The 15,652-nt window shown below is 33.8% G+C and carries 21 protein-coding genes; 5 read left to right on the plus strand and 16 right to left on the minus strand.

The genetic code is table 11. From position 1 onward, the window contains the following. Nucleotides 1-84 precede the first annotated feature (84 nt). Nucleotides 85-1,569, plus strand: a complete 1,485-nt coding sequence (locus J8281_RS05060) for a hypothetical protein (protein WP_210196521.1) — start codon at nt 85-87, stop codon at nt 1,567-1,569. A 232-nt stretch (nt 1,570-1,801) separates the two neighbouring features. On the opposite strand, the gene J8281_RS05065 is transcribed toward J8281_RS05060, so the two are convergent. Both J8281_RS05065 and J8281_RS05070 read right to left on the minus strand, forming a co-directional pair. Beyond that, nucleotides 1,802-2,089, minus strand: a complete 288-nt coding sequence (locus J8281_RS05065; RefSeq protein WP_210196522.1) for a GIY-YIG nuclease family protein — start codon at nt 2,087-2,089, stop codon at nt 1,802-1,804. 284 nt (nt 2,090-2,373) lie between these two features. After that, nucleotides 2,374-2,775: a hypothetical protein gene (locus J8281_RS05070; RefSeq protein WP_210196523.1), complete on the minus strand. Its 402-nt coding sequence runs from the start codon at nt 2,773-2,775 to the stop codon at nt 2,374-2,376. Between the two features lie 209 nt (nt 2,776-2,984). On the opposite strand from J8281_RS05070, the gene J8281_RS05075 reads away from it, so the two are divergent. After that, nucleotides 2,985-3,530: a hypothetical protein gene (locus J8281_RS05075; protein WP_210196524.1), complete on the plus strand. Its 546-nt coding sequence runs from the start codon at nt 2,985-2,987 to the stop codon at nt 3,528-3,530. Nucleotides 3,531-3,571: 41 nt separating this feature from the next. Here the strand turns inward: J8281_RS05075 and hemL are convergent, their stop codons facing one another. The 4 genes from hemL to J8281_RS05095 are packed head-to-tail and all read right to left on the minus strand — an operon-like array spanning nt 3,572 to nt 7,020. Continuing rightward, on the minus strand, nt 3,572-4,858 hold the full coding sequence (hemL, locus tag J8281_RS05080; protein WP_210196525.1) for a glutamate-1-semialdehyde 2,1-aminomutase: 1,287 nt from the start codon (nt 4,856-4,858) through the stop codon (nt 3,572-3,574). Nucleotide 4,859: 1 nt separating this feature from the next. Continuing rightward, the gene (locus J8281_RS05085) at nt 4,860-5,744 is read right to left on the minus strand and encodes a glucosaminidase domain-containing protein (RefSeq protein ID WP_210196526.1); all 885 of its coding nucleotides are present in this window, start codon (nt 5,742-5,744) and stop codon (nt 4,860-4,862) included. A gap of 7 nt (nt 5,745-5,751) precedes the next feature. Continuing rightward, on the minus strand, nt 5,752-6,693 hold the full coding sequence (locus J8281_RS05090) for a 1-aminocyclopropane-1-carboxylate deaminase/D-cysteine desulfhydrase (RefSeq protein WP_210196527.1): 942 nt from the start codon (nt 6,691-6,693) through the stop codon (nt 5,752-5,754). Continuing rightward, entirely contained in the window at nt 6,694-7,020 is a 327-nt protein-coding gene (locus J8281_RS05095) for a hypothetical protein (RefSeq protein ID WP_210196528.1), read from the minus strand. A 29-nt stretch (nt 7,021-7,049) separates the two neighbouring features. Between J8281_RS05095 and J8281_RS05100 the strand changes: the two genes are divergently transcribed. The 3 genes from J8281_RS05100 (at nt 7,050) to J8281_RS05110 (ending at nt 8,565) form a co-directional block, all read left to right on the plus strand. Continuing rightward, entirely contained in the window at nt 7,050-7,220 is a 171-nt protein-coding gene (locus J8281_RS05100) for a DUF5522 domain-containing protein (RefSeq protein WP_210196529.1), read from the plus strand. A gap of 85 nt (nt 7,221-7,305) precedes the next feature. Then, on the plus strand, nt 7,306-7,860 hold the full coding sequence (locus J8281_RS05105) for a DUF4136 domain-containing protein (protein WP_210196530.1): 555 nt from the start codon (nt 7,306-7,308) through the stop codon (nt 7,858-7,860). A gap of 90 nt (nt 7,861-7,950) precedes the next feature. Next, nucleotides 7,951-8,565 carry a DUF4230 domain-containing protein gene (locus J8281_RS05110; RefSeq protein ID WP_210196531.1) on the plus strand — a complete coding sequence of 205 codons (615 nt, stop codon included), beginning with the start codon at nt 7,951-7,953 and terminating at the stop codon, nt 8,563-8,565. Here the strand turns inward: J8281_RS05110 and J8281_RS05115 are convergent. The 10 genes from J8281_RS05115 to J8281_RS05160 form a co-directional block, all read right to left on the minus strand. Further along, entirely contained in the window at nt 8,562-9,119 is a 558-nt protein-coding gene (locus tag J8281_RS05115; protein ID WP_210196532.1) for a GNAT family N-acetyltransferase, read from the minus strand. The genes J8281_RS05110 and J8281_RS05115 overlap by 4 nt on opposite strands. Nucleotides 9,120-9,179: 60 nt before the next feature. Then, nucleotides 9,180-9,608: a DUF1801 domain-containing protein gene (locus J8281_RS05120; protein ID WP_210196533.1), complete on the minus strand. Its 429-nt coding sequence runs from the start codon at nt 9,606-9,608 to the stop codon at nt 9,180-9,182. A 144-nt stretch (nt 9,609-9,752) separates the two neighbouring features. Further along, a complete protein-coding gene (locus J8281_RS05125; protein ID WP_210196534.1) occupies nt 9,753-10,340 on the minus strand; it encodes a hypothetical protein in 588 nt (195 codons plus the stop codon). A gap of 294 nt (nt 10,341-10,634) precedes the next feature. After that, nucleotides 10,635-11,231 carry an RDD family protein gene (locus tag J8281_RS05130; RefSeq protein ID WP_210196535.1) on the minus strand — a complete coding sequence of 199 codons (597 nt, stop codon included), beginning with the start codon at nt 11,229-11,231 and terminating at the stop codon, nt 10,635-10,637. Nucleotides 11,232-11,480: 249 nt separating this feature from the next. Continuing rightward, on the minus strand, nt 11,481-11,852 hold the full coding sequence (locus tag J8281_RS05135) for a cupin domain-containing protein (protein ID WP_210196536.1): 372 nt from the start codon (nt 11,850-11,852) through the stop codon (nt 11,481-11,483). A gap of 105 nt (nt 11,853-11,957) precedes the next feature. After that, the gene (locus tag J8281_RS05140) at nt 11,958-12,380 is read right to left on the minus strand and encodes a PIN domain-containing protein (protein WP_210196537.1); all 423 of its coding nucleotides are present in this window, start codon (nt 12,378-12,380) and stop codon (nt 11,958-11,960) included. Then, nucleotides 12,377-12,625 carry a DUF6364 family protein gene (locus J8281_RS05145; protein WP_210196538.1) on the minus strand — a complete coding sequence of 83 codons (249 nt, stop codon included), beginning with the start codon at nt 12,623-12,625 and terminating at the stop codon, nt 12,377-12,379. The genes J8281_RS05140 and J8281_RS05145 overlap by 4 nt, the downstream gene beginning before the upstream one ends. 405 nt (nt 12,626-13,030) lie before the next feature. Beyond that, nucleotides 13,031-13,693 (minus strand): CPBP family intramembrane glutamic endopeptidase, encoded by a 663-nt coding sequence (locus J8281_RS05150; protein WP_210196539.1) that lies wholly within the window; start codon nt 13,691-13,693, stop codon nt 13,031-13,033. Between the two features lie 125 nt (nt 13,694-13,818). Beyond that, nucleotides 13,819-14,655: a LytTR family DNA-binding domain-containing protein gene (locus J8281_RS19935; RefSeq protein ID WP_210196540.1), complete on the minus strand. Its 837-nt coding sequence runs from the start codon at nt 14,653-14,655 to the stop codon at nt 13,819-13,821. A 288-nt stretch (nt 14,656-14,943) separates the two neighbouring features. After that, the gene (locus J8281_RS05160; protein WP_210196541.1) at nt 14,944-15,342 is read right to left on the minus strand and encodes a hypothetical protein; all 399 of its coding nucleotides are present in this window, start codon (nt 15,340-15,342) and stop codon (nt 14,944-14,946) included. Between the last annotated feature and the right edge of the window lie 310 nt (nt 15,343-15,652).

The following is a 15,652-nucleotide window of genomic DNA, read 5'->3' on the forward strand; positions in this document are numbered from 1 at the left end:
TCTTACCCTGCAGTCAACTTGTTTGGGGTATTGATAGCCTGTACTATACAAATTTTGATTATATTATAAAAAACTTACGATATAATGAATACTACCTCTTCCATTATTGGTACACTTTCTTCTGAAGAAAAACGAAACTTTATTGGATTGTTACGTCAAAAAAACAAAAGAAACGACACCAAAAACATTCAGTTATTTAAGCTTTTAGACACCAAAGAACGTATACAGGATCTTGATATTCAACTCTATGGAAAACCTGCCAGAGCAGCGTTGCATGCGCTCAGTAAAAGATTACATGATAGTCTCATTGATTTTATAGCCTCAAAAAGTTTTGAAGGTGAAACTTCTGAAGAGATGGACATTATGAAACTTCTACTCGCCAGCAGAATCTTTTTTGAACAAAAACAATACAAAATTGGCTTTAAAACATTGCGAAAAGCAGAATACAAAGCAAAAAGCTACGATTTCTTTACAATTCTCAACGAAATCTACTATACCAAAATACAATATGCACACAAGAATGCTACACTAGTACTCGATGAGCTCATTACAGATTTTAAAAACAATAAAGACGCTATACAGCAAGAAGAAAACCTCAACCTTTTTTATGCGAGCGTACAAAATGAACTTACAAAACAGCGCAGCGATTACGGAGTCGTAATTAAAGAAGCTCTGTCAAAATTCGGAATCTCGATCTCCCAAGACCTTACTTATAGATCCTTATTTAAGATTTTGAGCATTGCCAACAAAGCTGCCCAGGCTACACGCAATTATTTTACTATTTTACCTTTTGTTGAAGATGCTTATACTCAAATGGGTACTAAAGAAAATCTGGTTGATAAACATTTATTTTATCATATCCAGATCCTATATTATGTGTCTAACACCTATTTCAGGAATAAAAAATTTAAGACCTCGCAACAGTATCTTGACCTCATGATGCAGCAAATGGAAAAGATGCAAAATAAATACTACCGTAGGTTTTTCCCTCAATATACTTTATTACACAATTTCAATCTTGCCTATACGGGATATATCGATCAAGCTATTCATCATCTCGAAACTTTTGACGACGATCACCACAAAGAACAAATCACATATATTTTGGACATTAAGCTAGGTTTGATTGTTTTTTACTTTATGAAATCCCGCTTTAAAGAAGCTTGGAGCGCGCTCAACAATTTTTATCATAGTGATCATTGGTACACCGAAAAGGCAGGAATCTTATGGGTAATCAAAAAAAACCTAGTTGAAATTTTACTTCATGTCGAGCTTGACCATCTAGATTTGGTAGCATCCCGTGCCAATAGTTTTAGAAAAAAACATGGTAGTTACCTAAAAAGTCAAGGAGAACTACGTGTTCTGGATTTCTTAAAACTTGTGTTACAATATTACCGAAAGCCTGAAGTAATTGCCACTGAACCTTTTAAAATTAAAATAGCAAACACCCTTACTATCCCATCCCGACTACAGGAAGATATATTTGAGATGAGTTTTTATGCCTGGTTAAAAGCCAAGGCGAATGGTACTGATTTGTATACAACTACATTAGAGCTTATAAATCAATAATATATAACAGTAACTTCGAGTAGTTTTATGTGATGGAATGGAAGAAAATTGTATCGAGAACCTTTCAATATTGTAATTTATATTCTTTCCGTTTTCATAAAACATCTCGATACAATCCTCCTACCGTCGGATCACTAGATGTGACGTAGCATTTACAAATCTTACTCTACCGTCAGTTGGAGTGATTTTCTGTAATAAAATGGAGGAAAATTGTATCGAGAACTAATAAGAGTTAGAAATTCTTTTTTGCAAGATTAGGAAGTTTGTCATAGTCCCCATCGATCAACGCTTGCTTTTTAGCTCTAGACCATTTTTTAATTTGTTTCTCCGTATCGATCGCCATCGAAATACTAGTGAATTCTGCATAAAATACAAGTTCCACAGGTCTTCTTCTATAAGTAAAACAATCCCTATAAAATCCTGATTTATGCTGAGTTAATCTTTTGTTGAGATTAGATGTTACCCCTGTGTAGTAAGAAGTATCAGCGCATTTCAATATATAGACATAAGAAATTTTCATCAGGTAAATATATAGTTTTTCGTTTTCATAAAACATCTCGATACAACCCTCCTATCGTCGGATCACTCGATGTGACGTAGCGTGTGCAAATCATACCGTGCCGTCAGTTCGAGTGGTTTTCTGTAATAAAATGGAAGAAAATTGCATCGAGAACCTTTCAATAGTGAATTTATATTCTTTCCGTTTTCATAAAACATCTCGATACAATCCTCCTAACGTCGGATCACTAGATATGACGTAGGGCGATCCCTATGTCACACGGGATATGACTTCTTAATTATCCTCTAATATACAAGTTCTGCCTTGCCATCTACACAGGCTACATCTACAGGGGTTGCAGGAACAGAACAGTCTGACACAATATTCCACTTGATATTGTAAGCATTCATCGCGGTCGCGTAGGTAGTAACTTTCTGCAGAAAATCATAGGTATCTATAGTCGTTGAATACGCCAAAAAACCCGTGGGACCACCACAAGCTTTGCTTCCGATAGGTGTAAATGTCCAATCATCGGCATTTACGCAATTCACACTTTCTGAAATTTTAATAAGTTCACCCAGCATTTCTTCAAGAGAATCATTTTGCTCTTTTTGTTTTGGATTCGGTACACTCGTATCATCGCTAGTACATCCTGTTAAAATTCCAAAAAATAGTACTAATGCAACTACCAATTTACTTGTCTTCATGATTTGCTATGTTTATAAGTAAGATGAAGAAACAAATGAAAGGTTGCGCATTATGGCTTTTCCTAATCAAAGGATTTATTATGATCAGGTAGCAACTTCATATTTTTGATCTATTTTTAAATTCTATTGCGTATAATTTAATTGCAATAACAGCTTACAACAAAACCTCTTTTAAAAACGTTATATTGCAGAAAATTTTCAGGCAAATCATGAGTATTTTACCACAATACGGACTTAAACAATATCGCAATAGTGCGAGAATCTATACAAAATCAATACCTGAGAGTCTTCAACTTTTTAAAGAAGAACCACGGGATATTATGACTTCTGTATTTATTTTTCACAAACATGACGAACTTGAAGAATTAGATAGTGCCATTAATTTTTTAAATGGATTTGATGAATTGGTGTATGCCGATTGGATAGAGGAAAGCCTATATGCCAATACCACCGAGGCCACGAAAAAAATTCATCTCGCGTTTAAGGAAAAAATCAAGGAGAATAAAAAATTTATATTCCTGGCTACCGAAACAGCTATCGAATCCAAACTTGGGAAATGGGTTTTAGGACAATTGCATGCACAAAAAGATATGGATCACATTGCTCTTTTGCCCATTCGGGGAGACTATAGTGATTATAGCGGAGAAGAATACCTGCAAAAATATCCTTACATTCATGAAATAGAAGCCGAGGTTTATGGTGTAAAATATCCTAATGGGGAAGCAAAAGAGCTGGGGGCCTGGCTAGCCTCCTGAAGCTATCTCTTCCTTGCTGTTCTATATTGTAAGTAAACATCTTAAAAGGTAGCAGCTACTTTACCTACAGCTGCAATAGTCTCATCAAGGTCATCGTATGTTAACGCATCGGTAATAAACCAGCTTTCAAAAGCACTGGGCGCGATATAAATCCCATGTTCTAACATGCCGTGAAAGAACTTTTTAAAGGTATCGTTATTCCCTTTGGCAGCCGAATCAAAATCTATAACGGGATCTTTATCAAAGTGTACCGAGATCATAGACCCAATTCTATTGATAGTATGTTCAACATCATGATTCTCAAGTGCTTTTTGAATACCTTTATGTAAATATTCAGTTTTTTGAGTAAGACTGGTAAAAACTTCGGGATTCTTATTTAATTCGGTAAGCATTGCTAATCCCGCAGCCATTGCGAGTGGATTACCACTTAATGTCCCGGCTTGATATACAGGTCCTTCTGGAGCGAGATACTTCATAATTTCTTTCTTTGCTGCAAACGCTCCTACGGGTAATCCTCCTCCAATAACTTTTCCGAATGTAACAATATCTGCATGTACTCCTAGCAATTCCTGCACTCCTCCTTTGGCCAGTCTAAAACCGGTCATTACCTCATCAAAGATCAATAGGATATGATGTTGATCACATATCGATCGCAATCCTTCTAAAAACCCTTTGGCAGGGGGAATACATCCCATATTACCTGCTACAGGTTCTACAATAATACAGGCAATCTCATTTTTGTTAGAGTGAACGATACGTGCTACATGTTCCAGATTATTATAGTTCGCTAGTAAAGTATCTTTTGCTGTTCCCTGGGTTACCCCTGGGCTATTAGGACTTCCAAATGTTACTGCGCCACTACCTGCCTGGATTAGAAAAGAATCACTATGCCCATGATAGCATCCGGCAAATTTAATGATTTTGTCTTTTTTTGTATATCCGCGAGCAAGGCGTACAGCGCTCATACAGGCTTCGGTACCCGAGTTTACGAATCGTATTTTATCGATATTTGGCACCATAGAGACCGCGAGTTCGGCTATTTCTGTTTCAATTTCGGTAGGCATCCCAAAACTGGTTCCCTTTTTAGCTTTCTCGATAACTGCATTCACCACCGGGGAATATGCATGCCCTAAAATCATAGGCCCCCAAGAGTTGATATAATCGATTAATCGATTGCCATCTTCATCATATAGATAGGCTCCTTTGGCCTCTTTTACAAATATAGGGTCACCACCCACGGCATTGAAAGCGCGAACTGGTGAATTTACGCCGCCCGGAATTACTTTTTGCGCCGCAGCAAATAGCGCACTGCTTCTCTGGTAGATCATATTAATCAAAATCTTCTTCCTCTTCTTCGGTGGCTACTTTGAGTAACTGACCGACCTTTATCGTATTATTCTCTAAATTATTGAATGCTTTCAATTCCTGCACCGATATTTTGTGTCTTCGCGAAATCGAATATAACGTATCGCCTTTTTGTACAATATACTCACCTTTAGGTGTATTGGTTACAGCAGCGATAATGACCGCCTCTTTTTTAGGTGGTTTTTTGCGACTCCTCTTTCCTAAAACTTCATCATCAAATTGATACAATTGATATCTTTCGATGATACTAATCAGTTTTTCAGGATATTTACGATCGGTAGCATACCCGGCTTCTCGCAAACCTCTGGCCCAGGATTTGTAATCTTTTTGGTTGAAGGTGAATAAACGGGCATATCGTTTTCTGTTTTTCAAAAATAAGGAGTGATCCCGAAACGATTCGCTAGCGCGGTCATATTTTCTAAAACACTCTTGTAACCTGTCATCGTCATGATACACTCGATCTCCTTCCCAGTCATGGCACTTGATACCGAAATGATTTTTTGCTCTACTGGTCAAGTCCCCGTATCCTGCTCCTGATTCGAGAATTCCCTGTGCAAGGGTAATACTGGCAGGTATCCCATACGCCTTCATTTCATTTTTGGCGATTTCGGCATACTCGTATATGTAATGTTGAACTCGTTCTTTATATGAAAGTGCAGCAGCTGGTTTTTTGATCACTTCGCTGGGAGCATCGGTACCGATAATCTCTTTAGTGTTACGTTCGATTTTTGTGATTGAAGTAGGTCTGGATATTGTTCTTTCTGTCCTAGAGGTCAATGTCACTTTTTTACTTCCACCACAGGACATTAAAAATATAGTCATACACAAGAGTGCAATAAAATTTTTCATGTCATCATCAAATTGTAATCAGGGGTAGTCTCTTTTTTACTAATTTTTTATTCATCCCGGCTATGCCTTGCAAACCACCTGTATGCACTGCTAAAATACGAGTATTTTTCGGAAAAACATGGTTTTTAATCCTATCAAAAATTCCGAACATCATTTTCCCTGTATACACTGGATCTAATGGTATTTGCTGTTGCTTTTTAAACGTATTTATAAACTGTATAAGTTCTTGATTTACTTTGGCGTACCCTCCCAAATGATACTCGTTTATAAGTCTCCAATTGGTTTTAGTTGTATAGTCTTTTATGGTCGCATCGAGAAAATCACCTTTTAACGCAGGAAATCCTAAAACTTCTTGATAATCTTTTGAGGAATTTATAATACCGGCAATAGTTCCCCCGGTACCTACTGCACAGCATATGATGTCATAGTTATGATCTTGAGTGGTCAGGATTTCTTGACACCCCTGCACTGCAAGTGTATTGGTTCCTCCTTCGGCAATTGGATAAAATAATCCATATTCATTTTTTAGGCTTTCTAAAAATGTAGGAGAACTTTTATCTCGATACCCTTCGCGACTAACAAATTTGAAACGCATCCCCTTGGTTGAAGCAAATCGCAACGTATCATTTTGAGATAGGGTTTTCTCTAAGTCTTCACCTAATTCATTCCCTCTAATTACACCAATGGTTTGTAAATTAAGTAGTTTTCCGGCAGCGGCCGTGGCTGCTATGTGATTGCTAAAAGCACCCCCAAAGGTAAGTATGGTATCATATCCTAATTTTTTGGCTTCTAATACATTATATTTAAGTTTTCTGAATTTGTTTCCTGAAACTTCAGGATGTAACTGATCTTCTCTTTTAATATCTAAAAAGACTTCAGCTTGGTCGAGAAGGGTATGAGATATTTGTTGATTTTGAGAGTGTACCACTTCCGAAGGAAATATATGCATTTACCAATATTTAATGAAGCTCCAGGGTTTTCTTGTTTTTAGATAATAAAGATCATCTTCATTGTAATAAGCTTCCCGTTCAAAAGAAATATTTCGATATGCGCGTTGCGAATTTTGATACTGGCATAAGCGTATTACATACTCTATAAAATAAAGAACGTAAAATGGTAACACCAATAATTCTGCCTGCTGTCTGATATGAATTCTTTCATGATTAATAAAAGCCTCGTCTTCTTTTAAGAATGAATCTTTAACCACGATAAATGGCCAAAGTGCTAGTCCTACAAAATGACGACCTATCAAATATTTGTTAACAACAATGCGCATATACCGGTAAGATACTATTTTTGTATAACATGAGTAACTCTAAAAAAATAATAACTCCAAAAGAAGGAGATTATTATATGACGCCCGAAGGGTATAGATGTTTTACAGAACAATATCATTTAAGACGGGGCTACTGTTGTGAGAGTGGTTGTAGACACTGTCCTTACGGTTATGATAAAAAGACAAATCGATATACCTAAATATAACAATTTCAATACTTCACATGGTATGATTATTGCTGTATTTATGTTAAAAAATTGTTGTTAAACCATAAAATCGAGGATTATGAAAGTTTTTTCTTTAGTATCATTACTCCTTATTACGATATTAAGTTCTTGTAGTATGGTACGCGTAGCTTCAGATTACGACAAGCAGGCGAATTTTAATACCTATAAAAGTTTTGCGTTTTATAAACCGGGAATCGATAAAGCAGAAATTAGTGACCTGGATAAAAAACGGATTTTAAGAGCTATAGAAGCCGATATGACTGCTAAAGGATTTTCTAAATCTGAAAATCCCGATATGCTTGTAAGTATATTTACCAAAACCCGGGAAAATGTAAATGTATACAACAACAACTGGAATTGGGGCTGGGGCTGGGGTCCTGGATGGGGTTACGGTTGGGGATGGAACCCCTGGTTTATGGGTGCCAACCAAAATGCTGTATCCAGAGTAACTGAAGGTACTTTGTATATTGATTTAATCGATGCTTCTAAAAAGGAATTAATCTGGCAAGGAATGGGTACCGCAGCTTTGACCGACAAAGTTGAGAAAAAGCAGGAAAACATGAATAAGATCGTAAGTGCGATATTAGAAAAATATCCGCCAGAGCGTAAATAATAGCACCGTTTTAATTTGTATGTAATTGCCTTTCCCTACCGAAAGGCTTTTTTTATGTACATTTATACGGAATAAGATAGACCTTGACCTATGCGTAATTTTTTATTAGGCGCTACTTTGATGGCGCTTTTGGCATTCGCAATCAAATATTTCATCGATCAATCGAATGTTCAAAAAACCGAATTGCAATCCTCTGACTTGATTCTGGATCAGATTAAAAATGTTGGCAAATTAATTGTTACCGAAGGTCATTTTGCTGAAGTTATTTCGTACAAAGATAATAAAGAGTTTATGTCGGGGTTATTCACTGCTAAAAAAACAGCTTTGGTGGTTGTAAATGCCAAAGTACAAATAGCTTACGACCTTAATGCTATTGAATACACGCTTGATCAGGAAACAAAAACACTTGCTATTCATAAAATACCCAAGCCTAACATTGAAATCAATCCTGATATTGAGTATCATACTATTACCGCTGATCTTTTTAATCAATTTGTACCGAAAGATCACAATACCATTAGAAAAAAAGTGACACAACACCTAAAAGAAAAAGTAAAAAATTCGACATTGCTCACTAATTCTGAAAACAGACTAATTAGTGAACTACAAAAGCTCTATATTTTGACCAATTCTCTAGGGTGGACATTGACGTACGACGACACTTCCATTCAAAATCGGCAAATGCTACAAAACTTAGTTTTTTAACCCTGTTTGTCTCTTGAGTCGGTTTCTAAAATAGCGTATATAAAATTATCTGTCCATCCCGATTGTAAAGGAAGAACTTTTCTTTTTCGACCTTCTCGTATCATCCCTACTTTTTCAAGCACTCGAATCGAACCTATGTTTTCGACTGCACAACCGGCTTCAATTCGATGCAATTTGAGTTCGACAAACGCGAATTCTAAGAGTCGCAGTAATGCTTCTGTAGCATATCCATTTCTCCAATGCTTAGGATGCAATTTGTACCATACTTCTCCACTTTTAAATTTTTCATTTCTTAGCGTTAGTGCCATAAGACCTACAAATTTTTGATCATCTTTCTTTTCTATCACATAGGTGTAGGCATAAGGTTTGGGTTTTTTATGGTTTACCATCCACTGATCTACAATAGCCTTGGTCTCTTTTTTATCTTTAGGAATACCAAGTGTGTTGAATTTGTCGGTTTCTGGCAGCAGGTGTAGCTCATGAATTAAATCTACATCGGTTTCTATTACCAATCTTAGTGTTAATCTACTTGTTGGTAATGCTTGTTTATTCATGGCTATCTCTTGATTTCTTTATTATTACCGACTCAAAATTGTCTATTACGGCGTTCTGTATTATTTGCCCAATCTCGGTTTATGTTTAACTTGATGGTATTGCAATGCCAAACGAATGCATTCTTTTAATTCGGGTACAGGTACATGATCGTCTAACGTAAACAAAATTGCTCTATTTTTTTCATAGGTAAAAGTATCGCCATATACTTCTTTAAATGTAGGAACCAACTTAGAGGTACATTTAAAGTATATGGCATATTGATTGGGCGTTTTTGGTTTCCAGTCGATTCTTATGGTACTTCCTTTTGAAGTCAAATAACTAGGTTCTCCCCATTTTAAGGTTTCTTCGATGGCCTCAATATCGGCATTCTCTTTAGCAGTCTCAAAAATTATGTTTCTCAAAAAATTCAATTTAGATTGAATTGCTTTAGGATATATTTTAAATTTTAATTCGACATCAGGACGGGTATGTATTTTAAGTTTGTTCATTGGATTGTTTAGGGTTAGTGTGCTTGGATGTAATTGTAATAGGTTTTGAGGGGGCCATCACGATAGTAATTTAGCAATCCTGAATTAATTTTAAGGTAATTGAAATCGAGAGCAATTACAACTCTATCCTTATTGCCAATTTGTTTATTTATTCAGTTTTATTTTCTTTTTATTCTCGTAGCGAAATTCATATAATTGCTCTAATTCAGTAGTAATTTTATCTTTCCACTCGGCAATTTTTTCTTCATTTTGTGCGTCTTCAGTTTCCTTAACCAATAGTAAACGATTCTCTGAAAATTCAGCCATAATTTCATTATTGATACGGTTTATTACATTAAATCCTTTTGCAATTTTTTTCTTATGCTGTAATACTCGTTTTCTAAATTTTCTTGCATGAATTTCGGCAAGATCAAACTGCATTTGCTGGAAATCAATTTGTTTTTGAATATTAGCAACTTTTGTGGTATCAATCCATGAGGCATTACCAAGAAAGATATTTTCTATTTTTTGGTCTAAATTGCGTTTCATAAAGTCAAATCCGCTAATAGCATGTGACATCATAAATTGACTAAAAACAACATCATTATTTTTATCGCTAATTCTTATTTTAAAATCCTCGACTGTTAGTTTTTGGTCAGGACTCCAACGTTTTTGTCCATTTTGAAGATCTTGTCCAAAGCTTATATGTGTTGAACTAAATGTCAAGATCAGCCAAATTATTATTCTATTCATCTGGTATTTTTGTAAATTGTTAACAATAAGTATATTGAATATCCGCTATACATCATAAAGTTAACTTTGGCGTCTGGTCTATCGCAGTAGAATCCTGATTTTAAGATTATTGGATTTACCAACCTCTCGACTACGCTCGAGGAGACAGAGTGATATAATGGATTACGGATATTCATTTAAGTATATAAAAATCGTAGTAGAAGCACTATATTTGACCTTATTTTTTTCAGTCAATATTACCATAAAAAACCTTCTACTTTCTTATACTACTATGAGTATAAATTCTAATTCGATTTAGTCCTTCACAACGGTAGTTTTTGACAAGAAATCGTGAATTCCAATTTTTACAAATACAAAGGAAAGCCTATCAAATGGTATAAGCCTACAAAATGTACGAGTAATAATATCGTTGTTTGTAGGTTTTTCACCATTCATCTTCACCACTTTTGTTTTTGTGACAAATTTACCAACAGTTTTTTGGAATTTAATTTCCATAATTGAATGATACGCGAAAAAAACTCCGAAAATTAAAATTAGATTAAATAGTATTATAAATAAATTACTCACAGATGGATCAAATGGAATGAATAAGTTAATGATAAAAAAAGTAATAATAATGAGTACGTACCATATAACAGTGTCAATAATTAAATTTAGAAATCTAGTTACTGAACCAGCAATATTCGAGTAAACTTGTTCTTCCTCTTGTTTTTCGATAGTAACCTTCTCTCTAACTTTTTCAAAGTCAGATGTATCAATATTCCTTTTTTCAATTTCTAATTCGGCAGCCTCTATAGCAAGGGGATTATATTTCCTTCTTTCTACGGTCAATATTTTTATCAACTCTTCGTCAGTTCGTTGAGACATAACTTCTAGAAATTTGTTTTCCATATGGTTTTAAATTAATGCTAGCGTTTCTTTATTTTACATTTGCTTCCTGAAAATAAATGCCCAACTCCAATTCATAAAATTCTTTCTATTACAATTAATTTCTTATGCAATCTTACTACTTACCGGCGAATATAACAAACGTTGCTGTCACAAAGAACAACTATATTTTGTTGTGTAATGGTTGTATGCCTTTTTTAATCAATTTTGTTCAATATATCATGAATAGATTTGCATCTTTAAGCTTATAAGCTATTTTAATTGATCATTAATTGATTTCGTAATACGAGAGCTTACTTTTCCAGTGTGTTCGGTACTTTTAGGTTCTATTAGCATTATTTGGCACTCTTTTTCAGAAGAAACTCTATGATTTACTCCTCTTTTTACTACGAATAAGTCTCCTTTCTTCATTGTAAAAGATTCCCTATTTTCTATTTCCATACATAGTTCACCCTCTATTATGTAGAAGCATTCGTCTTCGTTTTCGTGATTATGCCAAGGGATATCTTGACCAAAAATTTTTGCCAGCTTTATGTATTGATTATTTACTTCGCCAACCACTTTTGGTGAAAAGTAGGTTTTAATATCTTTAAGTTCCCTATTTATATTAACAATTGAATTCATTGTAATGCTTACTATTTTAGATTTTTAGTAATTGCTCACAACATCTCTTATATGTTGCGTTTGCTTCCCGAAGAGCAAATGAACTATACAACTTATTGGGTGTAGTTATTTTTTGTTTAGACTTTTTAAAAATTCATCAGCTGTCATTACTGGCAAAAGCGATTTCTTAAAGTCTTTTCCGTTTCTTGTTATTATTATTTCACAATCAGATACCGTCGCACTAAAATATTGAAGTGCATCTTCAAAATCCTTTATCGAAGAATTAAGTCCTTTTTCAATGGTTTGTTCATCCAGTGAACATATTTCACTTATAATCTTGAATTTTCTCAATTTTTCTTTGGCGATTTCAGCTGTTTCAAATTTTGCGAGAAAATAATTTACCGTTGCAAATGAAATTGGTGAGACCACCATTGTAAGCTTTACTTTTTCTGCCAATGTTGCAATTTTTGCAATTGGGTCATAGAATGGTTTTCGTTCCCCTAAAAAGTCCAATAGTATATTAGTGTCTATAAATATTCTCCTGCTCATTTATACTTTTCCATTAAATAGTCAGAGTAGTCTTTTTTATAGTCTAAATCAGCAGGGATTTCAACCCCTGTTGCTATACTTTTTACAAAAGGGGAAATTTCAAATTCTGAATTTTCAGTTTCTGAAGTCAAAGATTGCAAATAAGCTTCGATTATTCGAGAAAGGCTTATTTTCTTATTAGAAGCATATTTCTTGGCCTTTTCAATAACACTTTTATTTAGTTTTAATGTCAGTTTAGTATCCATAATGATTATTTTATACGTACAAATATAATAAAACAATCCGTATCGTTGAGTTTCGTTTTGACTTTTGCCGGTGTGGATTAATTACACCCAACGTTAAGTGTAAGAAGCGTTGGGCTCGTGATAAGCAATAAGTTTCGAATTGGTACTAAGCCAAATATAAATATTTTGCTTTTATTATTTTTGTAAACGCCAACCAAAGGACTACAATTTCAAAAATATGAAATAAAACACTAGTTGTAAATGTTATATTTGGCGTCTTAGCAAGAAATCAAGAACTTTTAGGATCGTCTTAAACCGCCCTATGTTTTCTTATATATTGTTGTGCTTTCGTCATTTTATTTCTTATAATTATTTTTATTAATTCGTTTTTCTTGCAAATTACGAGGATTAAGTGTTTTTATATCGTTAAGCCAAACCAAAGTAAATACAAGTTAAAGCTATAGTATTAAAAAAGCAGTGCACAGAGCAAACAAACCACAAATCGTATTTACGTAAGTAGAATATTAAAGCTATAAGCGATCCAATTACAAAAGTGCCTATTTGCCCTGTAATACCTTGACCACTGTGCATGAAACCAAAAAAGGCCGTAATAAGTACAATACCTAATACAATACTAATCTTGCTTTCTCCAAAAATTTTTAAAAACTGTCTCATAAAATACCCACGAAAAATGATTTCTTCACCAAAACCAGAGCCAATTAATATTAATAATAAACTAATAAGAAAGGTTTTCAGGTCTTTAGTTATTTCCCTAAAAAACGAATAATCTATAGAAACTCCTGTAAGTTCTGTAACCCCAGGAATCAATATAAAAATGTAAAAAATAAAAAGTCCTAGCGCAACTAACGGCGCATAAACAAATATGTTTTTAAATTTTAACTTTTCTCGTTGAAACCCAAGTGCAGAAAGCCATTTTCCTTTATATTCTATAGCGCTACCTATAAAAACTACTATTGAAGAAATGATAAGTGTTAGAAAACCTAAATGGATTGGCCCAAACCAAAAAAAGAGGATAATTGCAATGGTAATTAACGGAATTAATATTTGTCTCGAAGTGATTTTGTTCATTGTCTTTTGACTTTAAATTCTAAACGAAATAATGAACAAAATCTCTGAAATTCCCTTTAAATACTTATGTTTTTACTGAATGGTCGAAATTAATAACTGAATAGTAGGTAATGTTCTGGTAACATTTATTGAAACCAATCCATAAATGCTCTTCGCTTATAACGGCTTATAGTAATTTCAGTAATAGTATCTTTTTTAATGAACGTTTTTAATAGAATACGTAGCTTACCATTTTCAATCTTTTCAATTTGGTCAACAGCATCTTTATGAATAATAATTTGCCGATTGGCTCTAAAAAATAATTGATCGTTTATTTTTTCTTCTAGCTCATTTAACGTAAAATCGGTATTAATTGTCGTGCCATTATTTTGTACCGTATACACAATTTTATTCTTGCTATAAAAGCACGCAATATTTTGGTAGGTAAGTTTCTTTATTTTCGCTCCACTATCTATAGTAATTTCTGAATCTTTTAAAGATAACCTATATAAATTGTATAAGTCTTGGGCATACCATAAGCCTATAAGAATAAAACATATTAATAAGGTAATTAGTAAACCAATTACTATATAATAGAATTGTATTTCTCCATCTATAACTACTGCTATAAAAACATTTGCAGGAATATAAAGTATTGTAATATAGCCTAATGTAGACGCCATAAACCTTACAATTTTATTTATGTCTACCTTTATGGAAAAATACTTTTTTTTATGAAATTTAAAATTGAAATGCGCAATAATACCAACAAGAGTAGAAAAACCAATGGTAAACAAAAAACCTTCTAAAGGAAATCTATATGATGCATTATCCTGAAAATTATCGCTTGCTGCTATATGATTTACAACTAATGAGAAAAGAATTAATACAATGCCTTTCTGTGCCCAATGCCATGTTGAACTACTAAGAAATTCTTGCCATATTGTTTTTACATTATTTTTGTTTAGCTGTTCAATAGACACGTACTAAAATCTTTTTTTACAGGATTCCAAAAATAAGAATAATTTCTCTAAGCTCAGATTTAGAATGTTTTCCAGTTTTATCTTTATGAGAGCAAATTTCGTATAGTTTTTGTAGAGATTTTTTTGATTAGTGATTTCTGGTAATGAAGCACAACGTCTCGGCTATGGTTTGTTACGGAATGGCACAGAGTGCAATTCCGGTTAAAAAGCCTAAGATAGCAAATGCGCGTGAAATTCCGTTAAGGAATTTCGCCGCAATAAACTCATAGGCATTGTTAGCAGCTTTTTTTATTCAGGGGTTGGTTTTTTAAAGCTCACTCTTGGAAAATCCTTATCCTTTAATTTCAGATCTTTCCGAATCGCTTTTATCAATTCCGTTAAGTATTTGTCATGATTTTCTGATGAGTTTCCAATTCCATTCTTTTCATATTCTAGCATTTGTTTTATTACTTGTTCGCTTGCAATTAAAAACATCTTATCTCTACTAAGTACTAATTCAGTCAGAGAGTCTTTTGAGTTTTCGGCTGCGTGATTATGTAATGATTCAATGTAAGAAGCATAATGTTCTTCCTTTAGCTTTCTTATTTGAAGAATTATACTGTTTTTATTGGCCAAAAAGGCTCCAATAGCTGCTACAATTATAGCTGAGATTGCTCCAAAAATTGAAATCCATATTTCTACGGGCATTTTATTTTAGTTTTTATATTCCTGCTAACAACGAAATATACACATTAGTACATACATATTTTTAGATATTCTAAAAATTACCATTTCTCATCAAAACAGTATAAATATCATCGTACTCATAAACTTATCATTTCTAATATTTTATAAGTTTTCAAACGTTTACAAACGAATACAAACGAAATTAAACACTTCCGAACCGGGTCTTAGTATTTTCCAAATCTATGTTTGCATCGTCGAACTGAACAAGCATAATTCAAAATACTAAAATGCTTAGCATTCGATAATTAGTTTAAAAGATCCTGAAATCAGT

Source organism: Aquimarina sp. U1-2, assembly GCF_017897595.1.
Classification (GTDB): domain Bacteria; phylum Bacteroidota; class Bacteroidia; order Flavobacteriales; family Flavobacteriaceae; genus Aquimarina.

What these genes read in the sequence shown, in the direction of transcription:
- J8281_RS05060 (WP_210196521.1), top strand. Translation starts at nt 85, where the DNA reads ATGAATACTACCTCTTCCATTATTGGTACACTTTCTTCTGAAGAAAAA.
- J8281_RS05065 (WP_210196522.1), bottom strand. Translation starts at nt 2,089, where the DNA reads ATGAAAATTTCTTATGTCTATATATTGAAATGCGCTGATACTTCTTAC.
- J8281_RS05070 (WP_210196523.1), bottom strand. Translation starts at nt 2,775, where the DNA reads ATGAAGACAAGTAAATTGGTAGTTGCATTAGTACTATTTTTTGGAATT.
- J8281_RS05075 (WP_210196524.1), top strand. Translation starts at nt 2,985, where the DNA reads ATGAGTATTTTACCACAATACGGACTTAAACAATATCGCAATAGTGCG.
- hemL (WP_210196525.1), bottom strand. Translation starts at nt 4,858, where the DNA reads ATGATCTACCAGAGAAGCAGTGCGCTATTTGCTGCGGCGCAAAAAGTA.
- J8281_RS05085 (WP_210196526.1), bottom strand. Translation starts at nt 5,744, where the DNA reads ATGAAAAATTTTATTGCACTCTTGTGTATGACTATATTTTTAATGTCC.
- J8281_RS05090 (WP_210196527.1), bottom strand. Translation starts at nt 6,693, where the DNA reads ATGCATATATTTCCTTCGGAAGTGGTACACTCTCAAAATCAACAAATA.
- J8281_RS05095 (WP_210196528.1), bottom strand. Translation starts at nt 7,020, where the DNA reads ATGCGCATTGTTGTTAACAAATATTTGATAGGTCGTCATTTTGTAGGA.
- J8281_RS05100 (WP_210196529.1), top strand. Translation starts at nt 7,050, where the DNA reads ATGAGTAACTCTAAAAAAATAATAACTCCAAAAGAAGGAGATTATTAT.
- J8281_RS05105 (WP_210196530.1), top strand. Translation starts at nt 7,306, where the DNA reads ATGAAAGTTTTTTCTTTAGTATCATTACTCCTTATTACGATATTAAGT.
- J8281_RS05110 (WP_210196531.1), top strand. Translation starts at nt 7,951, where the DNA reads ATGCGTAATTTTTTATTAGGCGCTACTTTGATGGCGCTTTTGGCATTC.
- J8281_RS05115 (WP_210196532.1), bottom strand. Translation starts at nt 9,119, where the DNA reads ATGAATAAACAAGCATTACCAACAAGTAGATTAACACTAAGATTGGTA.
- J8281_RS05120 (WP_210196533.1), bottom strand. Translation starts at nt 9,608, where the DNA reads ATGAACAAACTTAAAATACATACCCGTCCTGATGTCGAATTAAAATTT.
- J8281_RS05125 (WP_210196534.1), bottom strand. Translation starts at nt 10,340, where the DNA reads ATGAATAGAATAATAATTTGGCTGATCTTGACATTTAGTTCAACACAT.
- J8281_RS05130 (WP_210196535.1), bottom strand. Translation starts at nt 11,231, where the DNA reads ATGGAAAACAAATTTCTAGAAGTTATGTCTCAACGAACTGACGAAGAG.
- J8281_RS05135 (WP_210196536.1), bottom strand. Translation starts at nt 11,852, where the DNA reads ATGAATTCAATTGTTAATATAAATAGGGAACTTAAAGATATTAAAACC.
- J8281_RS05140 (WP_210196537.1), bottom strand. Translation starts at nt 12,380, where the DNA reads ATGAGCAGGAGAATATTTATAGACACTAATATACTATTGGACTTTTTA.
- J8281_RS05145 (WP_210196538.1), bottom strand. Translation starts at nt 12,625, where the DNA reads ATGGATACTAAACTGACATTAAAACTAAATAAAAGTGTTATTGAAAAG.
- J8281_RS05150 (WP_210196539.1), bottom strand. Translation starts at nt 13,693, where the DNA reads ATGAACAAAATCACTTCGAGACAAATATTAATTCCGTTAATTACCATT.
- J8281_RS05160 (WP_210196541.1), bottom strand. Translation starts at nt 15,342, where the DNA reads ATGCCCGTAGAAATATGGATTTCAATTTTTGGAGCAATCTCAGCTATA.